15 protein-coding genes and 1 pseudogene are annotated in these 17,054 nt (G+C 70.0%); 12 read left to right on the top strand and 4 right to left on the bottom strand.

What is annotated here, in order from left to right; all coding sequences use genetic code 11:
* Positions 1–83 precede the first annotated feature (83 nt).
* Entirely contained in the window at positions 84–2,261 is a 2,178-nt protein-coding gene (locus B5V46_RS04400; RefSeq protein WP_080615471.1) for a malate synthase G, read from the top strand.
* Between the two features lie 424 nt (positions 2,262–2,685).
* Here the strand turns inward: B5V46_RS04400 and B5V46_RS04405 are convergent, their stop codons facing one another.
* The 3 genes from B5V46_RS04405 to B5V46_RS04415 form a co-directional block, all read right to left on the bottom strand.
* A complete protein-coding gene (locus tag B5V46_RS04405; protein ID WP_080615472.1) occupies positions 2,686–3,813 on the bottom strand; it encodes an aminotransferase class V-fold PLP-dependent enzyme in 1,128 nt (375 codons plus the stop codon).
* Between the two features lie 570 nt (positions 3,814–4,383).
* Complete coding sequence (locus B5V46_RS04410) at positions 4,384–5,787, bottom strand: ATP-binding protein (protein WP_080615473.1); 1,404 nt, start codon at positions 5,785–5,787, stop codon at positions 4,384–4,386.
* Positions 5,788–7,090: 1,303 nt separating this feature from the next.
* Positions 7,091–8,296 (bottom strand): lytic murein transglycosylase, encoded by a 1,206-nt coding sequence (locus tag B5V46_RS04415; protein ID WP_080615474.1) that lies wholly within the window; start codon positions 8,294–8,296, stop codon positions 7,091–7,093.
* Positions 8,297–8,546: 250 nt separating this feature from the next.
* Here B5V46_RS04415 and B5V46_RS20405 point away from each other — a divergent pair, with 250 nt between their 5' ends.
* Positions 8,547–9,017, top strand: coding sequence for a hypothetical protein (locus B5V46_RS20405; RefSeq protein ID WP_231119226.1), 471 nt, complete (start codon positions 8,547–8,549; stop codon positions 9,015–9,017).
* Positions 8,965–9,168 (top strand): hypothetical protein, encoded by a 204-nt coding sequence (locus tag B5V46_RS20410; RefSeq protein WP_231119227.1) that lies wholly within the window; start codon positions 8,965–8,967, stop codon positions 9,166–9,168. Before B5V46_RS20405 ends, B5V46_RS20410 begins: the two co-directional genes overlap by 53 nt.
* Here B5V46_RS20410 and B5V46_RS20415 read toward each other — a convergent pair.
* On the bottom strand, positions 9,165–9,365 hold the full coding sequence (locus B5V46_RS20415) for a hypothetical protein (protein WP_231119228.1): 201 nt from the start codon (positions 9,363–9,365) through the stop codon (positions 9,165–9,167). The two genes, B5V46_RS20410 and B5V46_RS20415, sit on opposite strands and share 4 nt — an antisense overlap.
* Before the next feature lie 31 nt (positions 9,366–9,396).
* Here B5V46_RS20415 and B5V46_RS20420 point away from each other — a divergent pair, with 31 nt between their 5' ends.
* The 9 genes and pseudogenes from B5V46_RS20420 (at position 9,397) to B5V46_RS04445 (ending at position 17,051) form a co-directional block, all read left to right on the top strand.
* Complete coding sequence (locus tag B5V46_RS20420) at positions 9,397–9,534, top strand: hypothetical protein (RefSeq protein ID WP_231119229.1); 138 nt, start codon at positions 9,397–9,399, stop codon at positions 9,532–9,534.
* Between the two features lie 85 nt (positions 9,535–9,619).
* Positions 9,620–9,763, top strand: a pseudogene (locus tag B5V46_RS20650) (ABC transporter ATP-binding protein); the annotation flags it as partial.
* A gap of 40 nt (positions 9,764–9,803) precedes the next feature.
* Entirely contained in the window at positions 9,804–10,616 is an 813-nt protein-coding gene (locus B5V46_RS04425; RefSeq protein WP_255377955.1) for an ABC transporter ATP-binding protein, read from the top strand.
* Between the two features lie 64 nt (positions 10,617–10,680).
* The gene (locus B5V46_RS04430; RefSeq protein WP_231119230.1) at positions 10,681–11,448 is read left to right on the top strand and encodes an ABC transporter permease; all 768 of its coding nucleotides are present in this window, start codon (positions 10,681–10,683) and stop codon (positions 11,446–11,448) included.
* A gap of 98 nt (positions 11,449–11,546) precedes the next feature.
* Positions 11,547–11,735, top strand: coding sequence for a hypothetical protein (locus tag B5V46_RS20425; protein ID WP_231119231.1), 189 nt, complete (start codon positions 11,547–11,549; stop codon positions 11,733–11,735).
* Positions 11,732–12,520, top strand: coding sequence for an ABC transporter permease (locus tag B5V46_RS04435; protein WP_080615475.1), 789 nt, complete (start codon positions 11,732–11,734; stop codon positions 12,518–12,520). Before B5V46_RS20425 ends, B5V46_RS04435 begins: the two co-directional genes overlap by 4 nt.
* 70 nt (positions 12,521–12,590) lie before the next feature.
* Positions 12,591–12,767, top strand: coding sequence for a hypothetical protein (locus tag B5V46_RS19635; protein WP_155773945.1), 177 nt, complete (start codon positions 12,591–12,593; stop codon positions 12,765–12,767).
* A gap of 67 nt (positions 12,768–12,834) precedes the next feature.
* Positions 12,835–13,977: an exonuclease SbcCD subunit D gene (locus B5V46_RS04440; RefSeq protein ID WP_080615476.1), complete on the top strand. Its 1,143-nt coding sequence runs from the start codon at positions 12,835–12,837 to the stop codon at positions 13,975–13,977.
* Complete coding sequence (locus B5V46_RS04445; RefSeq protein WP_080615477.1) at positions 13,974–17,051, top strand: AAA family ATPase; 3,078 nt, start codon at positions 13,974–13,976, stop codon at positions 17,049–17,051. Before B5V46_RS04440 ends, B5V46_RS04445 begins: the two co-directional genes overlap by 4 nt.
* Positions 17,052–17,054: the final 3 nt, after the last annotated feature.

Below are 17,054 nucleotides of genomic sequence, written 5' to 3' on the forward strand. Positions count from 1 at the left end.
GACAGGTCGGCGCGAGAGGACTTGTCAAACCGGCCCGGAATTGGTCTGAGCTTTGATGGGACAAACAGGAAGGGAGACGGGCCGTGACGGAACGACGTGCAGGCGCGGGATATGTGGCGAAGGCCGGGCTCGAGGTTGCGGCAGATCTGGCGGCCTTTGTCGAAGAGGCGGCGCTGCCCGGGACCGGGATCTCGCCCGACAGGTTCTGGACCGGCTTCGCGGAGCTCCTGCACGATCTGACGCCGAAGAACCGCGCGCTTCTGGAAACGCGCGAGAAGCTGCAGCTTCAGATCGATGCCTGGCATCAGGCCCGCCGCGGCGCGCCGCACGATCACGAGGCCTACAAGGCGTTTCTGGAAGAGATCGGCTATCTGCGGCCCGAGGGCGGGGATTTCGAGATCGAGACCGAGGGGCTCGACCCCGAGATCGCCTCGGTGCCGGGGCCGCAGCTGGTGGTGCCGATCACCAATGCCCGCTATGCGCTGAACGCGGCCAATGCGCGCTGGGGCAGCCTCTACGACGCGCTGTACGGCACCGATGCGATGGGCGGGCCGGCCCCTGCGGGCGGTTACGACCGCGGCCGCGGCGCCCGCGTGGTGGCCCGGGCCCGGGTGTTTCTGGACGAGGCCTTCCCGGTCGCGGGCAGCAGCCATGCCGATGCCCGGCGCTATCACGTCCAGGGCGGCGCCCTGCTGATCGACGATCATCCGCTTGAGGATCCGTCGAAATTCGTCGGCTATCGCGGCCATCCGCGGGCGCCGGACGCGGTCTTGCTGAAGAACAACAACCTGCATGTCGAGCTGGTCTTCGACCGGACCCATCCGGTGGGGGCACGCGATCAGGCCGGGCTGGCCGATATCCGGCTGGAAAGTGCTGTTTCGGCGATCATGGATTGCGAGGATTCGGTGGCCTGCGTCGATGCCGCCGACAAGATTGTCGCCTATCGCAACTGGCTCGGGCTGATGCGGGGCGACCTGACCACCGACTTCGTCAAGGGCGGCGCGCGGCTGACCCGGGCGCTGTCGCCCGATCTCGACTTTGTCGCCCCCGACGGCACGCCTAGCGCGCTCAAGGGGCGGGCGCTGATGCTGGTGCGCAATGTCGGCCATCTGATGACCAATCCCGCGATCCGCGACGGTGCGGGCCAGGAGGTCTTCGAGGGGCTGATGGACGCGGCCATCACCACGCTGATCGCCATGCATGACCTGACGAAGACCGGGGGCGCGCGGAACTCGGTCGCGGGCTCGATCTATGTGGTTAAGCCCAAGATGCACGGCCCCGACGAGGTCGCCTTCGCCGACGAGACCTTCACCCGGGTCGAAGCGATGCTGGGCCTGCCGCGCTATACCGTCAAGCTCGGCATCATGGACGAGGAGCGCCGCACCTCGGTCAATCTAAAGGAATGCATCCGCGCGGCGAAGCACCGGGTGGCCTTCATCAATACGGGCTTCCTCGACCGCACCGGCGACGAGATCCATACCTCGATGGAGGCCGGGCCCTTCAGCCGCAAGGAATTCATCAAGCGCAAGTCCTGGATCACCGCCTACGAGAACCTCAATGTGGATATCGGGCTCGAATGCGGCCTGTCCGGCAAGGCCCAGATCGGCAAGGGTATGTGGGCGATGCCCGACCGGATGGCGGCGATGCTGTCCTCGAAGATCGAGCATCCCAGAGCCGGTGCCACCTGCGCCTGGGTGCCGTCGCCCACGGCCGCGACGCTGCATGCGCTGCATTATCACCAGATCGATGTCTTCGCGGTGCAGGCGGGCCTGAAGGCGGGCGGACGGCGCGCCCATGTCGACGGCATTCTCGAGATTCCGCTCGCGGCCTTCCGCAAATGGACCCGTGCGCAGATCCTGCGCGAGGTCGAGAACAACGCGCAGGGCATCCTCGGCTATGTGGTGCGCTGGATCGACCAGGGCGTGGGCTGCTCCAAGGTGCCCGACATCAACGATATCGGCCTGATGGAGGATCGGGCCACCTGCCGGATCTCGGCCCAGCATATCGCCAACTGGCTGCATCATGGCGTGGTGACAGAAGACGAGGTGGCGGACGTGATGCGCCGCATGGCCGAGGTGGTCGACCGGCAGAATGCGGAGGATCCGGCCTATCTGCCGATGGCGCCGGAGTTCGGGGGCGTGGCCTTCCGCGCGGCCTGCGATCTGGTCTTCGAGGGCCGCAGGCAGCCTTCGGGCTATACCGAGCCGGTGCTGCATGCCCGGCGGCTGGAGCGCAAGGCCGAGATTGCTGCGGAAGGCTGAGGCAGATCCGCGACGCCGCGCCCGGTCGGGCGCGGCAGTTCATCCCCCGAGCGCCTCTTGAAACCCGCACGCACGGAGCGGATGCGCCCGGGCCCGTTGCTGCGGGGCAGAAGATTTCCTGAAATCCAGACGGCACGTCGCACGTCCCGGGCAGGGCACCCCCGGCCGGCTATCCCACGGCTGACGCCGGGAGGCGCCGCGGCGCCTCCCTGAACTCGTTACGAACGGGCATTGCTTGTGATGGCCCAGAAGTAACGGCCCAATGTTACGGAATGATTGCCGGTGCCGGAGCGACGCAGGGGCAAAGCGCAGGCCGTGCTGCGCTTTCTCGACCGGCTCTGCCTTGCCCGGGGAAGGACGCTGTCACCGGGCAAGGCAGAGCCGGGCGGGGGAGGCCGGCCACGGGCCCCCGCCCGAGCCGGGGTCAGACCACCCGTTCGACGACCGCCTGCAGCCGGGCCAGCGTGGCATCGGTATCCACGAGCTTGTCGATCCCGAAGAGACCGATCCGGAAGGTGCGGAACTCGGCGCCCTCGCCGACCTGCAGCGGCGTGCCCGAAGCGATCTGCATGCCCTCGGCGCGGAACCGGGCGCCCGACTGGATCTCGGGGTCGTCGGTATAGCAGACCACGACGCCCGGCGCGGCAAAGCCCGGGGCGGCGACCGAGGCGAAGCCATGTGCGGCCAGCATCTCGCGGACCTTCCGGCCCAGCTCGGCCTGCGCTGCCTTGGCGGCCTCGAAGCCCATCTCGCGGGTCTCGGCCATGGCGTCGCGCAGCCCGATCAGCGCGTCGGTCGGCATGGTGGCATGATAGGCATGCCCGCCATCTTCATAGGCCTTCATGATCGCGCGCCATTTCTTCAGGTCCATGGCGAAGGAATTCGAGGCGGTCTCGGCCAGCCGCTCGGCTGCGCGGGGCGACAGCATCACCATCCCGGCCGAGGGCGAGGCCGACCAGCCCTTCTGCGGCGCCGAGATCAGCACGTCGACGCCGGTTGCCTGCATGTCGACCCAGATGCAGCCCGAGGCGATGCAGTCGAGCACCATCAGCGCGCCGACCTCATGCGCAGCCGCCGCCATCGCGGCGATATAGTTGTCGGGCAGGATGATCCCTGCCGAGGTCTCGACATGGGGCGCGAAGACGACATCGGGACGGGTCTCGCGGATCTTCGCGACCACATCCTCGATCGGTGCGGGCGCGAACGGCGCCTTGGCCGCATTGCCGGCGGGACGCGCCATCAGCACCTCGGTTTCGCCGGCGAAGCCGCCCGCCTCGAAGATCTGTGTCCAGCGATAGGAGAACCAGCCGTTCCGGACGATCAGCGCGCGGCGCCCGGTGGCGAACTGGCGCGCGACGGATTCCATCGCGAAGGTGCCGCCGCCGGGCACCAGCGCGACCTCGGCCGCGCCATAGACCTCGCGCAGCATCTCCGAAATGTCGCGCATGGCGGTCTGGAACTTGGCCGACATGTGGTTCAGCGAGCGGTCGGTGAAAACGACGGAAAACTCGCTCAGACCGTCGGGATCGACATCGGGACGCAGGCCGGGCATCGGGCAGGACTCCTCTATGATTTCAGCTCTGACCTAGGCCCTTGACCGCCGGGATGCCAGAGAAAACCGGGTATGCACCGGGGAGGCATCGCTGCGCCCGCATCCGCCCGCGCGCGCCGCCGATCCGGCTGGGCCGGGGCGAGAACCCGCCTCGGGCAGGTCCGGCACCCGAGGGGTCCCGCGCGCCCACCGCCCGGCCGAGGGGGCTGTCGAGAAGGCCGATCCTGCTGCGCGAGCGCTTCCCCGCCTGACATCCACGCCCGGCTCGGCCCGGCCGCGTTGCCCAGGCCGAGCCCGCGCGCAAGCTGGTCCTGTCGTGGATTGCGCCGGACGGGGCGCGGCGGTTGCGTTCGGGCCCCGGCCGAGACCGTGCACCCCCGCTTCCGGCGCCCGGGGCGCGAAGAGGGGCGGCAAGATCAGGATCTGCTTCCGGCGCTCGGGTTAGGCCCGTCGCGATCCTGACAAGCCCTCCCGGGCCGGACCCTGGCGTGCTTTCCCGGACGCCCATTGCGGTGGATATCGGGCGGCGGATATCGGGTGGCGCATGGTCCCCGGCGATCCGCCGGGGTGTCATCCGGCGGGTGCGGCTTCTGCCCGCGGCGAGGTGTTCCATGTCAATGGCAGGATTGCCGAAAGCCGGGTGCCGCCGCCCCGCCGGCGCCCCAGTTCGAGCGTGCCGCCCAGCGCGCGCACGCGGTCGCGCATCGCCGTGAGCCCGCGCCCCTCGACCGTGCGGTCGGGAAGGCCCACCCCGTCATCCTCGACCGTGAGACACAGGGCCTTTGGCTGGCCCGGCAGGTCTTCTGGTCGCACTTCGACCCGCAGCCTGTCGGGCCTTCCGTGGCGCAGGGCGTTGGTCACGCCCTCCTGCACGAAGCTATAAGCGGTCAGATCGACGATCTCCTCGGTCTCGGGAAGGCGGTCGGGCAGCTCGATCGTCCAGTCGAGATTGCCATGGGTGCTGCGGAACCCGTCGAGCATGTCGCCGAGCGCCTCGAGCAGCGGCAACTGGCCCAGTGTCATCGGGCGGAGCGTGGTCAGCAGCCGGGTATTGGCGGTGTGGATCTGATCGACGATGGCCGACAGGGTGGCGGCCTCGCGCTGCAATGCCGTATCGCCGGCCCGTGCCGCGGCGCGCTGGATGGCGCCCGCCTTGACCTTCAGGTCGAACAGGCAGGGGCCGAACTCGTCCTGCAGTTCCATCGCGATGGTCCGGCGTTCGTGATCGCCGAGCTCGACGATCTTGCGCGCAAGTGCTGCGCGGTCGGCCTCGCTTGCCTCGAGGTTGTCGGCGAGGGCGTTGAACCCGTCCGCCAGGGGTCGGAAGTCCGGGGTCGGTACCTCCGGAAGCCGGGTGTGCAGCGCCCCGCCGCGCAGCGCGCCGAGCCCGTCGCGCAGCCTGTCGAGCGGGCCGAGCGCGCGCCGGATCAGAAGAACCAGCAAGACCCCTGTCAGGCCGAAGCCGAGCGCCAGCGCCCAGAGCAGTGCCGCGGCATCCTCCCAGACCTCGTCGATCTCGTCCTCTGGCGCCGTTGCGATCGAGACGGTGCCGTAATCGGTGCCATCGGCCAGCACCGACATCCGGGTCTCGCGGTTCGCGGGCATCACCAGATCGCGGAACCAGCCCGGCGCGCGGCGGCGGTGGGGGGCGGTCTCGTGCGCCAGGCGGCTTTCGGCCCGTATCACCGGCAGGGCGCCGGTTCGCGCGTCGGTCAGCCCGATGCGCACATGGCGCGGCTCGATCAGGGTCTCGGAAAGCTCGGCCATCACCTGTTCGGGCGGGCGATTGCGCAGCGCCGCGCCCATCGCCGCGATCACCTGCGCCCGGGCGCCGGCTTCGGCCGCCGCCATCTCGACCTCGACCGCTTCGCGCGCATTGTGGAACAGCACCAGCGCCGCCAGCGCCAGTGCGGCCAGCTGCATCAGTCCCACACACAGAACGACCTGCCAGCTCAGGTGGAGGCGTGACATCATTCAATATCCTCCAGATTGTTTCGAGGATAGCCCGGCGCGGCCTCCGGGTCGATTGCTCAAAAGTCGGAGCCAGACGGCCCAAAGACGCAGTGGCCGGGTCCTTTCGGCCGGAAATGGCCGAAATGGCGGGTCCGGCAAGTCAGCGAGAGGGGGGAGGAGGCGAGAGGCGACGTAAGGGCCCGCGTGCCGGGACATCGGGCCTGCCTTCGGCGGACAGGGGCACCGCCCGGCTCCGATGCCCCGGGGCTGGCGTCTTGCATGGCCGTGGCGACCTCTTTTCCGCCCTTGGCCAAGGAAGAGCGATTGCGCAGCTCTTATGTCCCTGTCGCGCCTCGATCTGCCGGTGCCCGATTCCGGGGGGCGGAGGGCCGGGGGGCCAGTTTCGGGTCGCCATGAGGCTGTTCTCCGCGCGTACCGGGCTCCGGGCGGGCCGGTCCCGCGCCGACAGAGGCGCCGAGCCAGGTTATGTCATGGACGCAATGGATCTTGTGGAGAGAAAGGACCGGCCGGTCCCTGTGGCGCTCCCGTGCCAGGTGCCGGTTGTGCCCCGGGCTCTGCCCGCGCCCGTGCGGCGTGTCAGCGAGAGCGGCAGGGTGACCTCATCCCTCCCGACATCAAGAGGCTCGGGCGGTGGCCCATAGAGATGCCATCGCGTCACGGATACCCGCAGTGGCTGCCTCAACCGAGGCGCGGGCTGCGACTTTGTCCATGTCACGGTCGATGACGCGACCCGGCTGCTCTCTGTCGTGGTGCTGGCGGACGAGGTCAGGGCCACGACCACCGCATTCCTGCTACGTGCCCTGCGCCGGTTCCGGATCAAGGCATCAAAGGCGAACCTGTGATGAGCGACAACGGCAGAGCCCGGCACGCACACCGTTTCCGCAAGGCGTTGCGTTGGCTGCATATCCGCCAAATCCAAAGGCCGCGCGGGTTCGCCGGGAAAACGATCCACCAGATCGTTTTCCCGGCCGGTTCACTCCAGACCCTTCTGCGCGAATGGGCCCATGGGCTTGCGCGCCCGTCTTCGGTGGCACGCAATGCCGGCCTGCCGCGCTGGCTTGACTGGTTCAATCGCTCAGGGCCGCATTCAGCGCTCAACGGCCCCGCCGCCGCTTGCGCTGGTGAACACCCTCATGAGGAAGCACCGCGCACTGGCCGTGCCGGTCGAGAAGCAGAGGGGATCGAGCCCGCCGATGGGCAGGTCCGGGGAAAACGGAGCTTTGCGCTCGGCGACATGTCCCGCGCCGATGGCCAATGGGATCATCGGGCGTCGCAAGGGCCGCGCTTGCCCTTCGGTGCCGACTCAGCGCAGCCGGGCCAGCAGCGGACGAGAGGCTTTGCCGGTAACTGTCAGCCGGTTCCGCGCCTCATAGCGCCGGATCGCCTCTTCGGTCTTCGGACCGATCACCCCGTCGGTTCCCTCTGTGTCGTAGCCCGCCTCGGTCAGGCGGCGCTGCAGCTCCTTGCGGTCCTCCAGCGTCAGGCCGGTCGCATCCGGCGGGAAGGCCTTCGAAAGCGGCGGCCCGCCGGCCAGCCGGTCGGAGAGATGGCCGATGCCGATGCCGTAACTGACGGCGTTGTTGTAGCGCAGGATGACGTCGAAATTCGCGAAAAGGGCAAAGGCGGGGCCCTGCCGACCGGCCGGGGCCAGGAGGGCAGTGGCGCCCGCGCGGGGCAGTGGCCGGCCGTCGCTGCGCGTCACACCCAGGGCCGACCAGGCGGCTGCGTCCTGCCGGCGCCCGCGCCCGGTCCGGGCCAGATCGAGCGTGTCGGGCAGGCGCACCTCCATCCCCCAGGGCTGGCCGGCGCGCCAGCCCGAGCGCTGCAGATAGGCCGCCGTCGAGGCCAGCGCGTCGGTCGGGTCGTCGGACCAGATGTCGCGCCGCCCGTCGCCGTCGAAATCGACCGCATAGGCCAGATAGGAGGTCGGGATGAACTGGGTATGGCCCATCGCGCCCGCCCAGCTGCCGGTCATCCGGGCGGGGGTGATGTCGCCCCGGTCGAGGATCTTCAGCGCCGCGATCAGCTGACCCTCGAAGAAGCTGCCGCGACGGCCGTCATAGGCCAGCGTCGCCAGCGCCGAGACCACCGGAATGTCGCCCCGGCGCGCGCCATAGCGGCTTTCCAGCCCCCAGATCGCGGTCACGACCGGCGCCGCGACACCGTAGCGCGCCTCGATCTCGGCAAGGCGCCGGGCATGGCGGGCCAGCATCGCCCGGCCGGTCGCGACACGTTCGTCCGAGGCGGCGATGGCCAGGTAATCCTCGAGGCTGCGGGTGAATTCGGTCTGGTTGCGGTCCTTCTCGATCACTCCGGGAAGATAGTCCGCGCGGCCGAGCGCCCGGTCGAGCGTGGCGGGGGTGATACCCGCGGCCGCCGCGCGCGGCCGGAAGCTGCGGCGCCAGGCCTCGAAGCCGGGATTGGCGACAGGCCGCAGTGCCCCGCCGTTACAGGCCGAAAGCGCCGAGGCGGCGAGAGCCATGAGAAGCGGGCGTCTTGCGATGGTCATCGTCGGGGCCTTCCTTTCCGCGCGTTCCGTTCCGGGGTCTGGATAGCGGGGCCGGGACGCCGCGCCTAGGGGCAGCCCTGTCCTTGCCGCGTTGCCGGGCGGGAGCCCGCCGAACGGCGCCCGGCGCGGCTTCGGCGGAAAGGCCGTGCCGTGGCAGATGGCATATGGCTGTCACATGAAGGGTGCAACGGCGTCGCGAATGGCCGCTGATCCTGCGGTCGGCTCCTTTCGATCTGTCAGGAGATACGAGATGACAATGACGCTGTCCTCCCTGTCCCGCCGTGCCGTGCTGGCAAGCGGTGCCGCCATGCTGGCCGCGACCCTGATCGCGTGCCGGGCCCCGGCCTCGTCGGGCGAGGTCAAGGTCTTCGCCTGGGGCGACTATTTCCGGACCGGCGAGATCCTCGAGGTCTTCACCGGGGCGACCGGCATCAAGGTCAATCTCTCGACCTATGGCTCGAACGACGAAGCGACCGCGAAGCTGCGCAGCGCGGGCGGCAGGGGCTTCGACATCCTGTTCCCCTCGGTCGACCGCCGGCCCGATTACGACGACGGCAACCTGCTGGACGAGATCGACGGGTCCAAGCTGAAGGTCGAGCGGGTCCAGTCCGCGCTCTGGTGCTCGTCGCTGCAACTGGGGGGTAGCGCATCGCGGCAGGCGCTATCTGGTGCCTTTCGACGGGGGCACCGAGGGCATCACCTGGGATGCCAGCCTGCATGACATCGCCCCGGGCGCGCTGTCCTATGGCCATCTCTGGGCCGGGGGGCTCGACCGTCAGGTCGCGCTGCGACAGAAATCGGTGCTGACCAGCCTTCCTATCTGTCTCGACGCCATCGGTGAGGTGCGCTCGAACCGGGCGATGGACATCTAAGCCTCGGAAGCGGAAAACCGCCGTGTCTTCGATGCCTGCATCACCTTCGTGAAAAGCACCGCGGCAATATCGGCGCGTTCTGGAGCAATGCCACCGAAGCCACCGCCGCCATTCCCTCGGGCGCTGAAAATGTCGACCAGGTCTATGAATCCCTCAATTCCCTGCTGACGCCCGGGATCGGCGGCATGTTCTCGCATGCCGCCGGTTGCAATTCGGCCGCCCTGGCACATGACCGAGGCCAGGAAGGAGGCCTTCACCTTCGCCTATCAGGGCGATGCCATCAACAATCTCTGGTGGTGGCCGATGTTCACGCCCTGGATCTCGCCGCTGCGCGAGGAATATACCGAAAAGCTCACCAACGTCTGACCGGCCGGCCTGACGCGCGGGGGGCTCCGGCCGCCCGCGCCTGCCCTTTTCCGGACCTGCCCCCATGACCTCACCCTCCCGCGGAATGTATGTCGCGCTTGTCGGGGCGGCGGTGCGCTTTGGCAGCTTCCGGGCCGTCCATCCCACCGATCTGGCCATCGAGGCGGGCGCCTTCTTCCCGATCCTCGGGCCTTCAGGCTGCAGCAAGATCACGATCCTGCGCCTGCTGTCGGGCTTTCTCGAGCCGTCCGCGGGCGAGGTGCGGATCGGTGGACAACCGATGGCCGGGATCGGCCCGTCCGACCGCTCTGATCTTCCAGAACCTCGCCTTGTTTCCGCTGATGCCGGTCTGGGAGAACGTGGCCTTCGGGCTCGAGATGGGGGGCTGGAGCCGTCGCCGCCGTCGCGACCGGGCCTTCGAGCTCCTGGACATGGTCGCGCTGGGCGGGCAGGGCGACAAGCTGCCCGCCGAGCTGTCGGGCGGGCAGCGCCAGCGCGTCGCCATCGCCCGCGCGCTGGCGGTGGAGCCGGCGGTGCTGTTGCTGGACGAGCCGCCTTCCGCGCTCGATCTCAAGCTGCGTCAGCACATGCGGGCCGAGCTCAAGCAGCTCCAGGTCGCGACCGGCATCACCTTCGTCTACATCACCCATAATCAGGGCGAGGCGCTGACCATGTCGGACCGGGTCGCGGTGATGCCCCATGGCCGGATCGTGCAGGTCGGCAGTGCCGACGACATCTATGACCGTCCCGCCACCGCCTTCGTCGCCACCTTCGTCGGCAAGATGAACCGTCTGTCCGGACGGATCGAAGCCGTCGCCCGCGACCGCGCCCGGATCGCGACCGCGGGCGGCAGCTTCCTGGCGCAGAACCCGTGCGGGCTGGCCCCGGGCGTCGAGACGGTGCTGTTCCTGCGGTCCGAACGCCTTCATCTGCTGGGTCCGGGCGAGGCTGCGGCCAATACCCTCGGGGGCCGTCTTGCGCGCCGCGACAAGGAGGGCGCCTTCTCGACCCTGATCGTCGAGACCCCGGCCGGGGCCCTGACCGTGCAGCGGGTCAATTCGGGCGCCGGAGACCTGCCATAGGGGCCGCTTCGTCTCGGCTTTTCCGAAGCGGCGGGGGTGATCCTGCCCGGGGGCGGAACGGCCGATGACGCGGCTTGGGCGCAGCTTCGGCGCGCCGCTGGCCGTGTTGCTGGTGGTTCTGGCCGGGACCTGGATTCTCGGGCTGATCGCCGCGCCACAGGCGATCATGATCAAGCGCTCGCTCTGGAATATGGAGCGCCCGGCGGGCGCGGCCGAGCTCTCGCTGGAGATCGACCAGCTTTATAACTGCCTCGATGTGCTGGCGCTGCACCGCGCCGCAGCCGAAACCTCCGATGGCCCGCCCGACCGGGCCGGGCGGCTGGCCGCGAACGATGCCGAACGCGCCAGGCTTGCGGCCCGGATCGGCAGGCTGGAAGCGCAGGAAAGCACCCCGGTCCGGACCTGGACCCTGTCGGATCACGCGCAGATGGGGCGGCCGCATCTGTGGATCTTCGCCGGGACGATCCCTGCGGCGCTGGCCGTGACCGCCATCGCCTTCGCGGTCTGCTATCCCGTGGCCTTCGCCGTTGCCAAGCTCCAGCCGCCGCTGCGGGCCGCGCTGATCATGCTGGCGCTGGTCATCCCCTATGCCATCAACGAGCTGCTCCGGGTCTTCGCCTGGCAGATGATCCTGAACCATGGCGGGCCGCTCAACGCGGTTCTGGGGCTTGCGGGCATCGGCCCGATACCCTTTCTTGAAAGCGGCACCGGCGTCTTCGTGGCGATGGTCCATGCCTATATCCTGTTCATGATCTTTCCGCTTTATAACGTGCTGGAAACGCTCGATACCAACCAGATCGAGGCCGCGCGCGACCTGGGCGCCGGGAGCTGACAGATCCATCGCCGGATCGTCCTGTCCAATGCCCGGCCCGGCATCGCGGTCGGCTGCATCATGACCTTCATGCTGTCGGCCGTCTCCTATTCGGTGCCATGTATCATGACCCGCGGGACCGCGGCGCCCTGGTTCGCGCAGCTCGTCTGCAACCGATTCTTTTCTTCCAGGTCTCGGAATGGAACACGGGCGCGGCCCATGCGGTCAGCCTGCTGGCGGTCTGTACCGGCTTCGTCTTCCTAATGATGCGGCTTCTGAAGGTCCGGCTGCGGGATATCGCGAAATGACCCGGCAGGGCAGCGGCCTCGTTCTGCGGATCTATATGGTGGTCTTCTTCCTCAACATGTTCCTGCCGCTCGCGATCATGGTGGCGGCGGGCTCCTACTACCATTCCCCGCCCTCGGTCACGGTCTGGAAGGGGCTCACGCCGCGCTGTTTCGCCGAGCTCTGGCAGGATCGCCGGGTGTGGTTGGGGCTGATGAACTCGATCCTGATCGCGGGCGCGGTGATCGGGCTGGCCGGGGCGCTGCCTCTCGGCGGCTCGGCGGTTCGGCGGCCGGCCGACGGGGGGCTCTACAGCGCCTTGGTCTCGCTGCTCCTGACGCCCGGCATCATCCTCGGGATCTCGACGGCGATCTTCTGGAACGAGCTGGGCGTCGCCGCCGGTCTGTTCACCGCGATCCTCGCCCAGACCAGCTTCATCGCCTCCTATGCCATGCTGATGTTCATGGCCCGGCTCCAGCGTCAGGACATGGCGCTCGAGGCGGCCGCGCGCGATCTCGGCGCGACGCCGTTCCAGGCCTTCCGCCGGATCACCTTGCCATTCCTGAGGCCCAAGATCCTGACCGCCACCATCATCACCTTCCTGCAGAGCTTCGAGAATTACACCACCACCATCTTCCCGATCGGCGGCCAGCACCCGCTGGTGACCGAGATCGGCGCGCGGATGCGCTTCGGGCTGTCGCCCGCGATCAATGCGCCGGGCATCCTCTTCGTCCTGGCCACCATCGCCTTCGCGTTGGGCTGGGGCGCGCTGAAAGAGCGCGAGCGCCGCGCGGCGGACAGGCTCTGAGCCCCCCTTGCCTCTGCCCGGGGTTCCGGTCCATCTCTGGTCCCCGACATCAGGGCCGGGAGAAGCAGGCATGAAACCAGTGGCCAGCCGCGAGGCGATCGACGGGGTGCAGCAGATGCACCGGGCGCTGCACATGGCGCTGGATGCGCTTGAGAACCGCAACGAGCCCGCGCAGGCCGCCGAGATCCTGCGCCAGATCGACGTCGCCATGGTCGACTGGATCGAGGCCGCGCGCTTCATGCGCTGAGCTTGGTCTGGCCGTCACCCGGCTCTTCCTCTGGACTTTGGCCCCGATTGGCGGAACGATCTCCGGCATGCGACTTCTCCATACCGCCGACCTGCATCTCGGGCGCCAGTTCAACGGCCTCTCGCTGGAGGCAGACCATGCCGCCATTCTCGACCAGATCGCGGCGGCGGCCCTGGCGCATGAGGTCGATGCGCTGGTGATCGCGGGCGATGTCTTCGACCGCGCCGCCCCGCCCGCCAGCGCCGTGCGCCAGTTCAACGCCTTCCTCAGCCGGATCCGGGCCGAGACCGGCGCCGCGGTGGTGATGATCGCGGGCAACCACGATTCCGGCGACCGGATCGAGGCGATGTCGGTGATGACCGACACCGCTCGGGCGCTGATCCGGGGCACGGCCGCGGCCGAGGAACCGCCGCTGATCCTTGCCGATGCCGAGGGTCCGGTCGCGTTCTCGGCGCTACCCTTCGCCTGGGAATATGCCGCGCGCGAGGCCTTCGGCGACGAGACCCTCACCTCGCCCGAGGATGTCCTGCGCGCCCAGATCGGCGCCGCCCGGGCGGCCCTGCCCGAGGGTGCGCGCTGGGTCGTCGTCGCCCATGGCACCGTCGCGGGCGCCTGTGTCAGCGAGGCCGAGCGGCCGCTGGCCCGGATCGGCGGGGTCGAGACGGTCGGGGCCGAGCTGTTCGACGGCGCCCATTACGTCGCGCTCGGCCATCTGCACCGCCCGCAATCGGCGGGTCGGCCCGAGATCCGCTATGCAGGCGCGCCGCTCGCTTTCGGCTTCGACGAGGCGGGCGAGGAGAAATCCATGAGCCTGGTCGAGATCGACGGTGCCGGAGAGGTGCGGATCGCGCCGATCCCGTTCCGGCCGATCCGGGGCGTGCGGGTGGTCGAGGGGCGCCATGAAGACCTGCTGCGGCTGCCGCCTTCGGAGGATTTCCTGCGCGCTGTCCTGACCGACGAGGCGCCGGTGATCGACGCCATGCGGCGGCTGCGCGCGGTGTTCCCCAATGCCTGCGACCTTTGCTATGCGCGCGAGGCGCGGGCGCCCGAGCTCAAGGCGCTGGGCCCGGTGCCGCGCGGGCTCGACGATCCGATGGCGGTGATCGGCGGGTTCCTGGATCAGGTGCGCGGCGAGCGGGCCGATGCCGAGGAACTGGCCGCGATTGCCGCGACCCTCGACGGGCTGCGCGGCGGCGAGGAGGGGGCATGAGGCCGGTCCGGCTGACCTTGCAGGCCTTCGGCCCGTTTCCCGGCCGCGAGGTGGTCGATTTCCGCGCCGCGGTGGCGGCGGGGCTGTTCGGGATCTACGGCCGGACCGGCTCGGGCAAGTCGACGATCTTCAGCGCGATGACCTTCGCGCTGTTCGGCGAGGCCGCGCGGGCCGAGCAGGACGCGCCCTCGCTTCGTGCCGATCATGCCGATCCGGACATGCCGACCGAAGTCGAGTTCGTGTTCGATCTGGGCGACCGGCGCTATGTGCTCTTGCGCCGTCCCGATCAGTCGCGGCCCAAGACCCGCGGCAGCGGCGAGACCCGCGACCCGCATGAGGCCTATCTTTTCGACGCGACCGGGCTGCCGCTCGACCGGATCGGGGCCGAGGGGCGCGGCAAGATCCTGGCCGAAAAGAAGGTGGGCGCGGTCTCGGCGGCAGTCACAGAGCTTCTGGGCTATGGGTCGCACCAGTTCCGTCAGATCGTGCTGCTGCCGCAGGGTCGGTTCGAGACCTTCCTGGCCGCGCGCACCCGCGAGCGGCTCGAGATCCTGCGCGAGCTTTTCGATGTCTCGATCTACCGCCGTCTCGCCGCGACGATGAAGACCGAAGCCGAGATGCTGGAACGGACGCTGCGCGAGGCGCGCGCGGTCTGCGAGGGACGGCTTGCGGCCGAGGGTTTCGAGGGGATGGAGGCGCTTGAGACCGGTCTTGCCGCGGCCGAGGCGCGGCTGGTCGAGGCCCGGAGTGCCGAGGCGGCGGCAACGCGCGAGGCGGCGGCGTCCCGTGCGGGGCTGAGCGCGGCAGAACAGACCGAGGCGCGGTTTCTGGCGGCGGCGGCGGCAGACCAGGCGCTGGCCGGGATACGCGAGGCGGGGCCCGCGATGGCCGAGCTGGCGGCGCAGCTGCGCCGGGCCGATCGCGCGCGGCTGCTGCTCGATCTCGAGGCGCGGGTTGTCGAGGCCGCGCGCGAGGCCGAGGCGGCGTCCGGACGGATGGATGCGGCCGAGGCGCGTCTTGAAACCGCCAAGACCGCCGCGACGCGCGCGGCGGCGCGGCAGGAGGCCGAGACGGCACGCGGGCCCGAAACCGAGGCGCTGCGCCGCGAGGTCGAGACGCTGAAGCGTCATGCCCAGACGCTTGCGGCGGCGGCAGAGCTGCGGCAGCGCGCGGAAGAGGCGCAGGCCGGGGCCGAGGCGGCACGGGCCGAGCATTCCGCCGCGCAGGGGGCGCTGGCTCAGCGCATGGCGCAACGTGGCAAGGCGGCCGAGGCGGTGCAGGCGGCACGGCAGACATCGGCCAATCGCGCGCTGCTGTCTGCCCGGCTGCAGGCGCTCGAAACCGAGATGAAGGCCGCGCTGAGCGTCGAGGCCGCGACCCGCGACGTCAGTGAGACCACCGAGGCCGTTGCCCGGCTGGTTCGGGCCCTGGAACACGCCGTCCGTCGGAGCCGCGCCGCCCATGCCGAGATGGAGGCGGCCGAACGTCGTCTGGCGCGGAGCCAGGCCTTGCATCTGGCGGCCGGTCTGCAACCGGGCGCTCCCTGTCCGGTCTGCGGCGCGACCGACCATCCGGCGCCTGCCGCCGGGGCGGGCGAGGCCTCGGCGTCCGAGGCGGCGTTGCGGACGGCGCGGGCGGCATGGGAAGAGGCCGACCGGGCGCAGCGCGAGGCCGACCGGGCGCTTGCCTCGGAACGCGGTGTGCTGGCCGGCCGTCAGGAACGGCTGGCCGGGCTTGACCGGCCTGCAACCGACACGGCGACGCTCAAGACCCGGATCCGGGCCACCCATGAGGCTCTGGCCGCGCTTGGGGCGGAGACCGAGATCGCCGTTGCCGAGGGCCTGCTTGCCCGGCTCGACGCGGCGGTCAGGGCGGCCGAAGACACGCGCGAGCGCTGTCGCGAGGTCATTGCCGAACGCGAGGCGGAGGCGCTGCGCGAAGCCGCGCGGATCGAGGCGATGCTGGCGCCGGTGCCCGAAGCATTGCGCTCGGAGACCGCGCTGACGGCGGCGCTGTCCGCCCGGCAGGCGGCGCTCGAGGCGCGCGATGCGGCGCGGCAGGGTGCGATGAAGACCGCCACCGATGCCCGCGAGGCGGCATTGGCCGCGCGCGCCGGCCATGAGGCGGCGGTACGGGCGATGGCCGAGGCGCGCGCCCGGCACGAGGGCGCCCGGCAGGCCTTTGCCCGGCGACTGGGCGAGACCGGGCTTTCCGCCGACGATCTGGCGGCGCTGAAACCCGCCATTGCCCGGCTGGAGGAGGACCGGGCCGCGGTCGAGGCGCATGGTCGCGCGCTGGCGGTGGCGGAAGAACGCGCCCGGGCCACGGCCGAGGCGATCGAGGGGCGGACGCGGCCCGATCTGCCGGCGCTGCGCGAGGTTCTGGCCGCAGCCGAGGCCCGGCATGCGGAGGCGACCGAGCGGCGCGCCGCGGCGGCGCATGCGTCGGACCATCTGGCGTCGCTTCGCGACGATCTTGTCGGAACGCTGCAGCGGCTCGGGGCCGAGGAGGCCGCGTCAGCGCCCCTGCGCCGCCTGTCGGCGCTTTTCGAGGGGCGCAATCCCCAGGGGCTCGACCTCGAGACCTATGCCATCGGCGCGATGTTCGACCGGGTGCTGGCGGCGGCGAACCGGCGGCTCGGGCCGATGAGCGGGGGGCGCTACAGGCTGGAGCGCGAGGCCGAAGGGGGCGGAGGACGCGGACGGCGCGGGCTGGGGCTGCAGGTCTTCGATCTGTTCACCGGCAAGGCGCGTCCGACGACGACGCTGTCGGGCGGCGAGACCTTCATCGCCGCGCTGGCACTGGCGCTGGGGCTCGCGGATGCGGTCGAAAGCGCCAGCGGCAAGGTGCGGCTCGATACGATTTTCATCGATGAAGGCTTCGGCAGCCTCGACACCGAGGACGGTGCCGGGACGCTCGACCGGGTCCTGCAGGCGCTGGGGGCATTGGTCGGGCATACCAGGGCGGTCGGGCTGATCTCGCATGTGCCGCTGGTGCAGGAGGCGATCCCGAACGGGTTCTATGTGCACAAGGATCCGGCGGGCAGCCGGATCGAGACCCGCGCGCCGGTCTGAGGG

Origin of the sequence: Rhodovulum sp. MB263 (assembly GCF_002073975.1) — a bacterium.
Lineage (GTDB): Bacteria > Pseudomonadota > Alphaproteobacteria > Rhodobacterales > Rhodobacteraceae > Rhodovulum.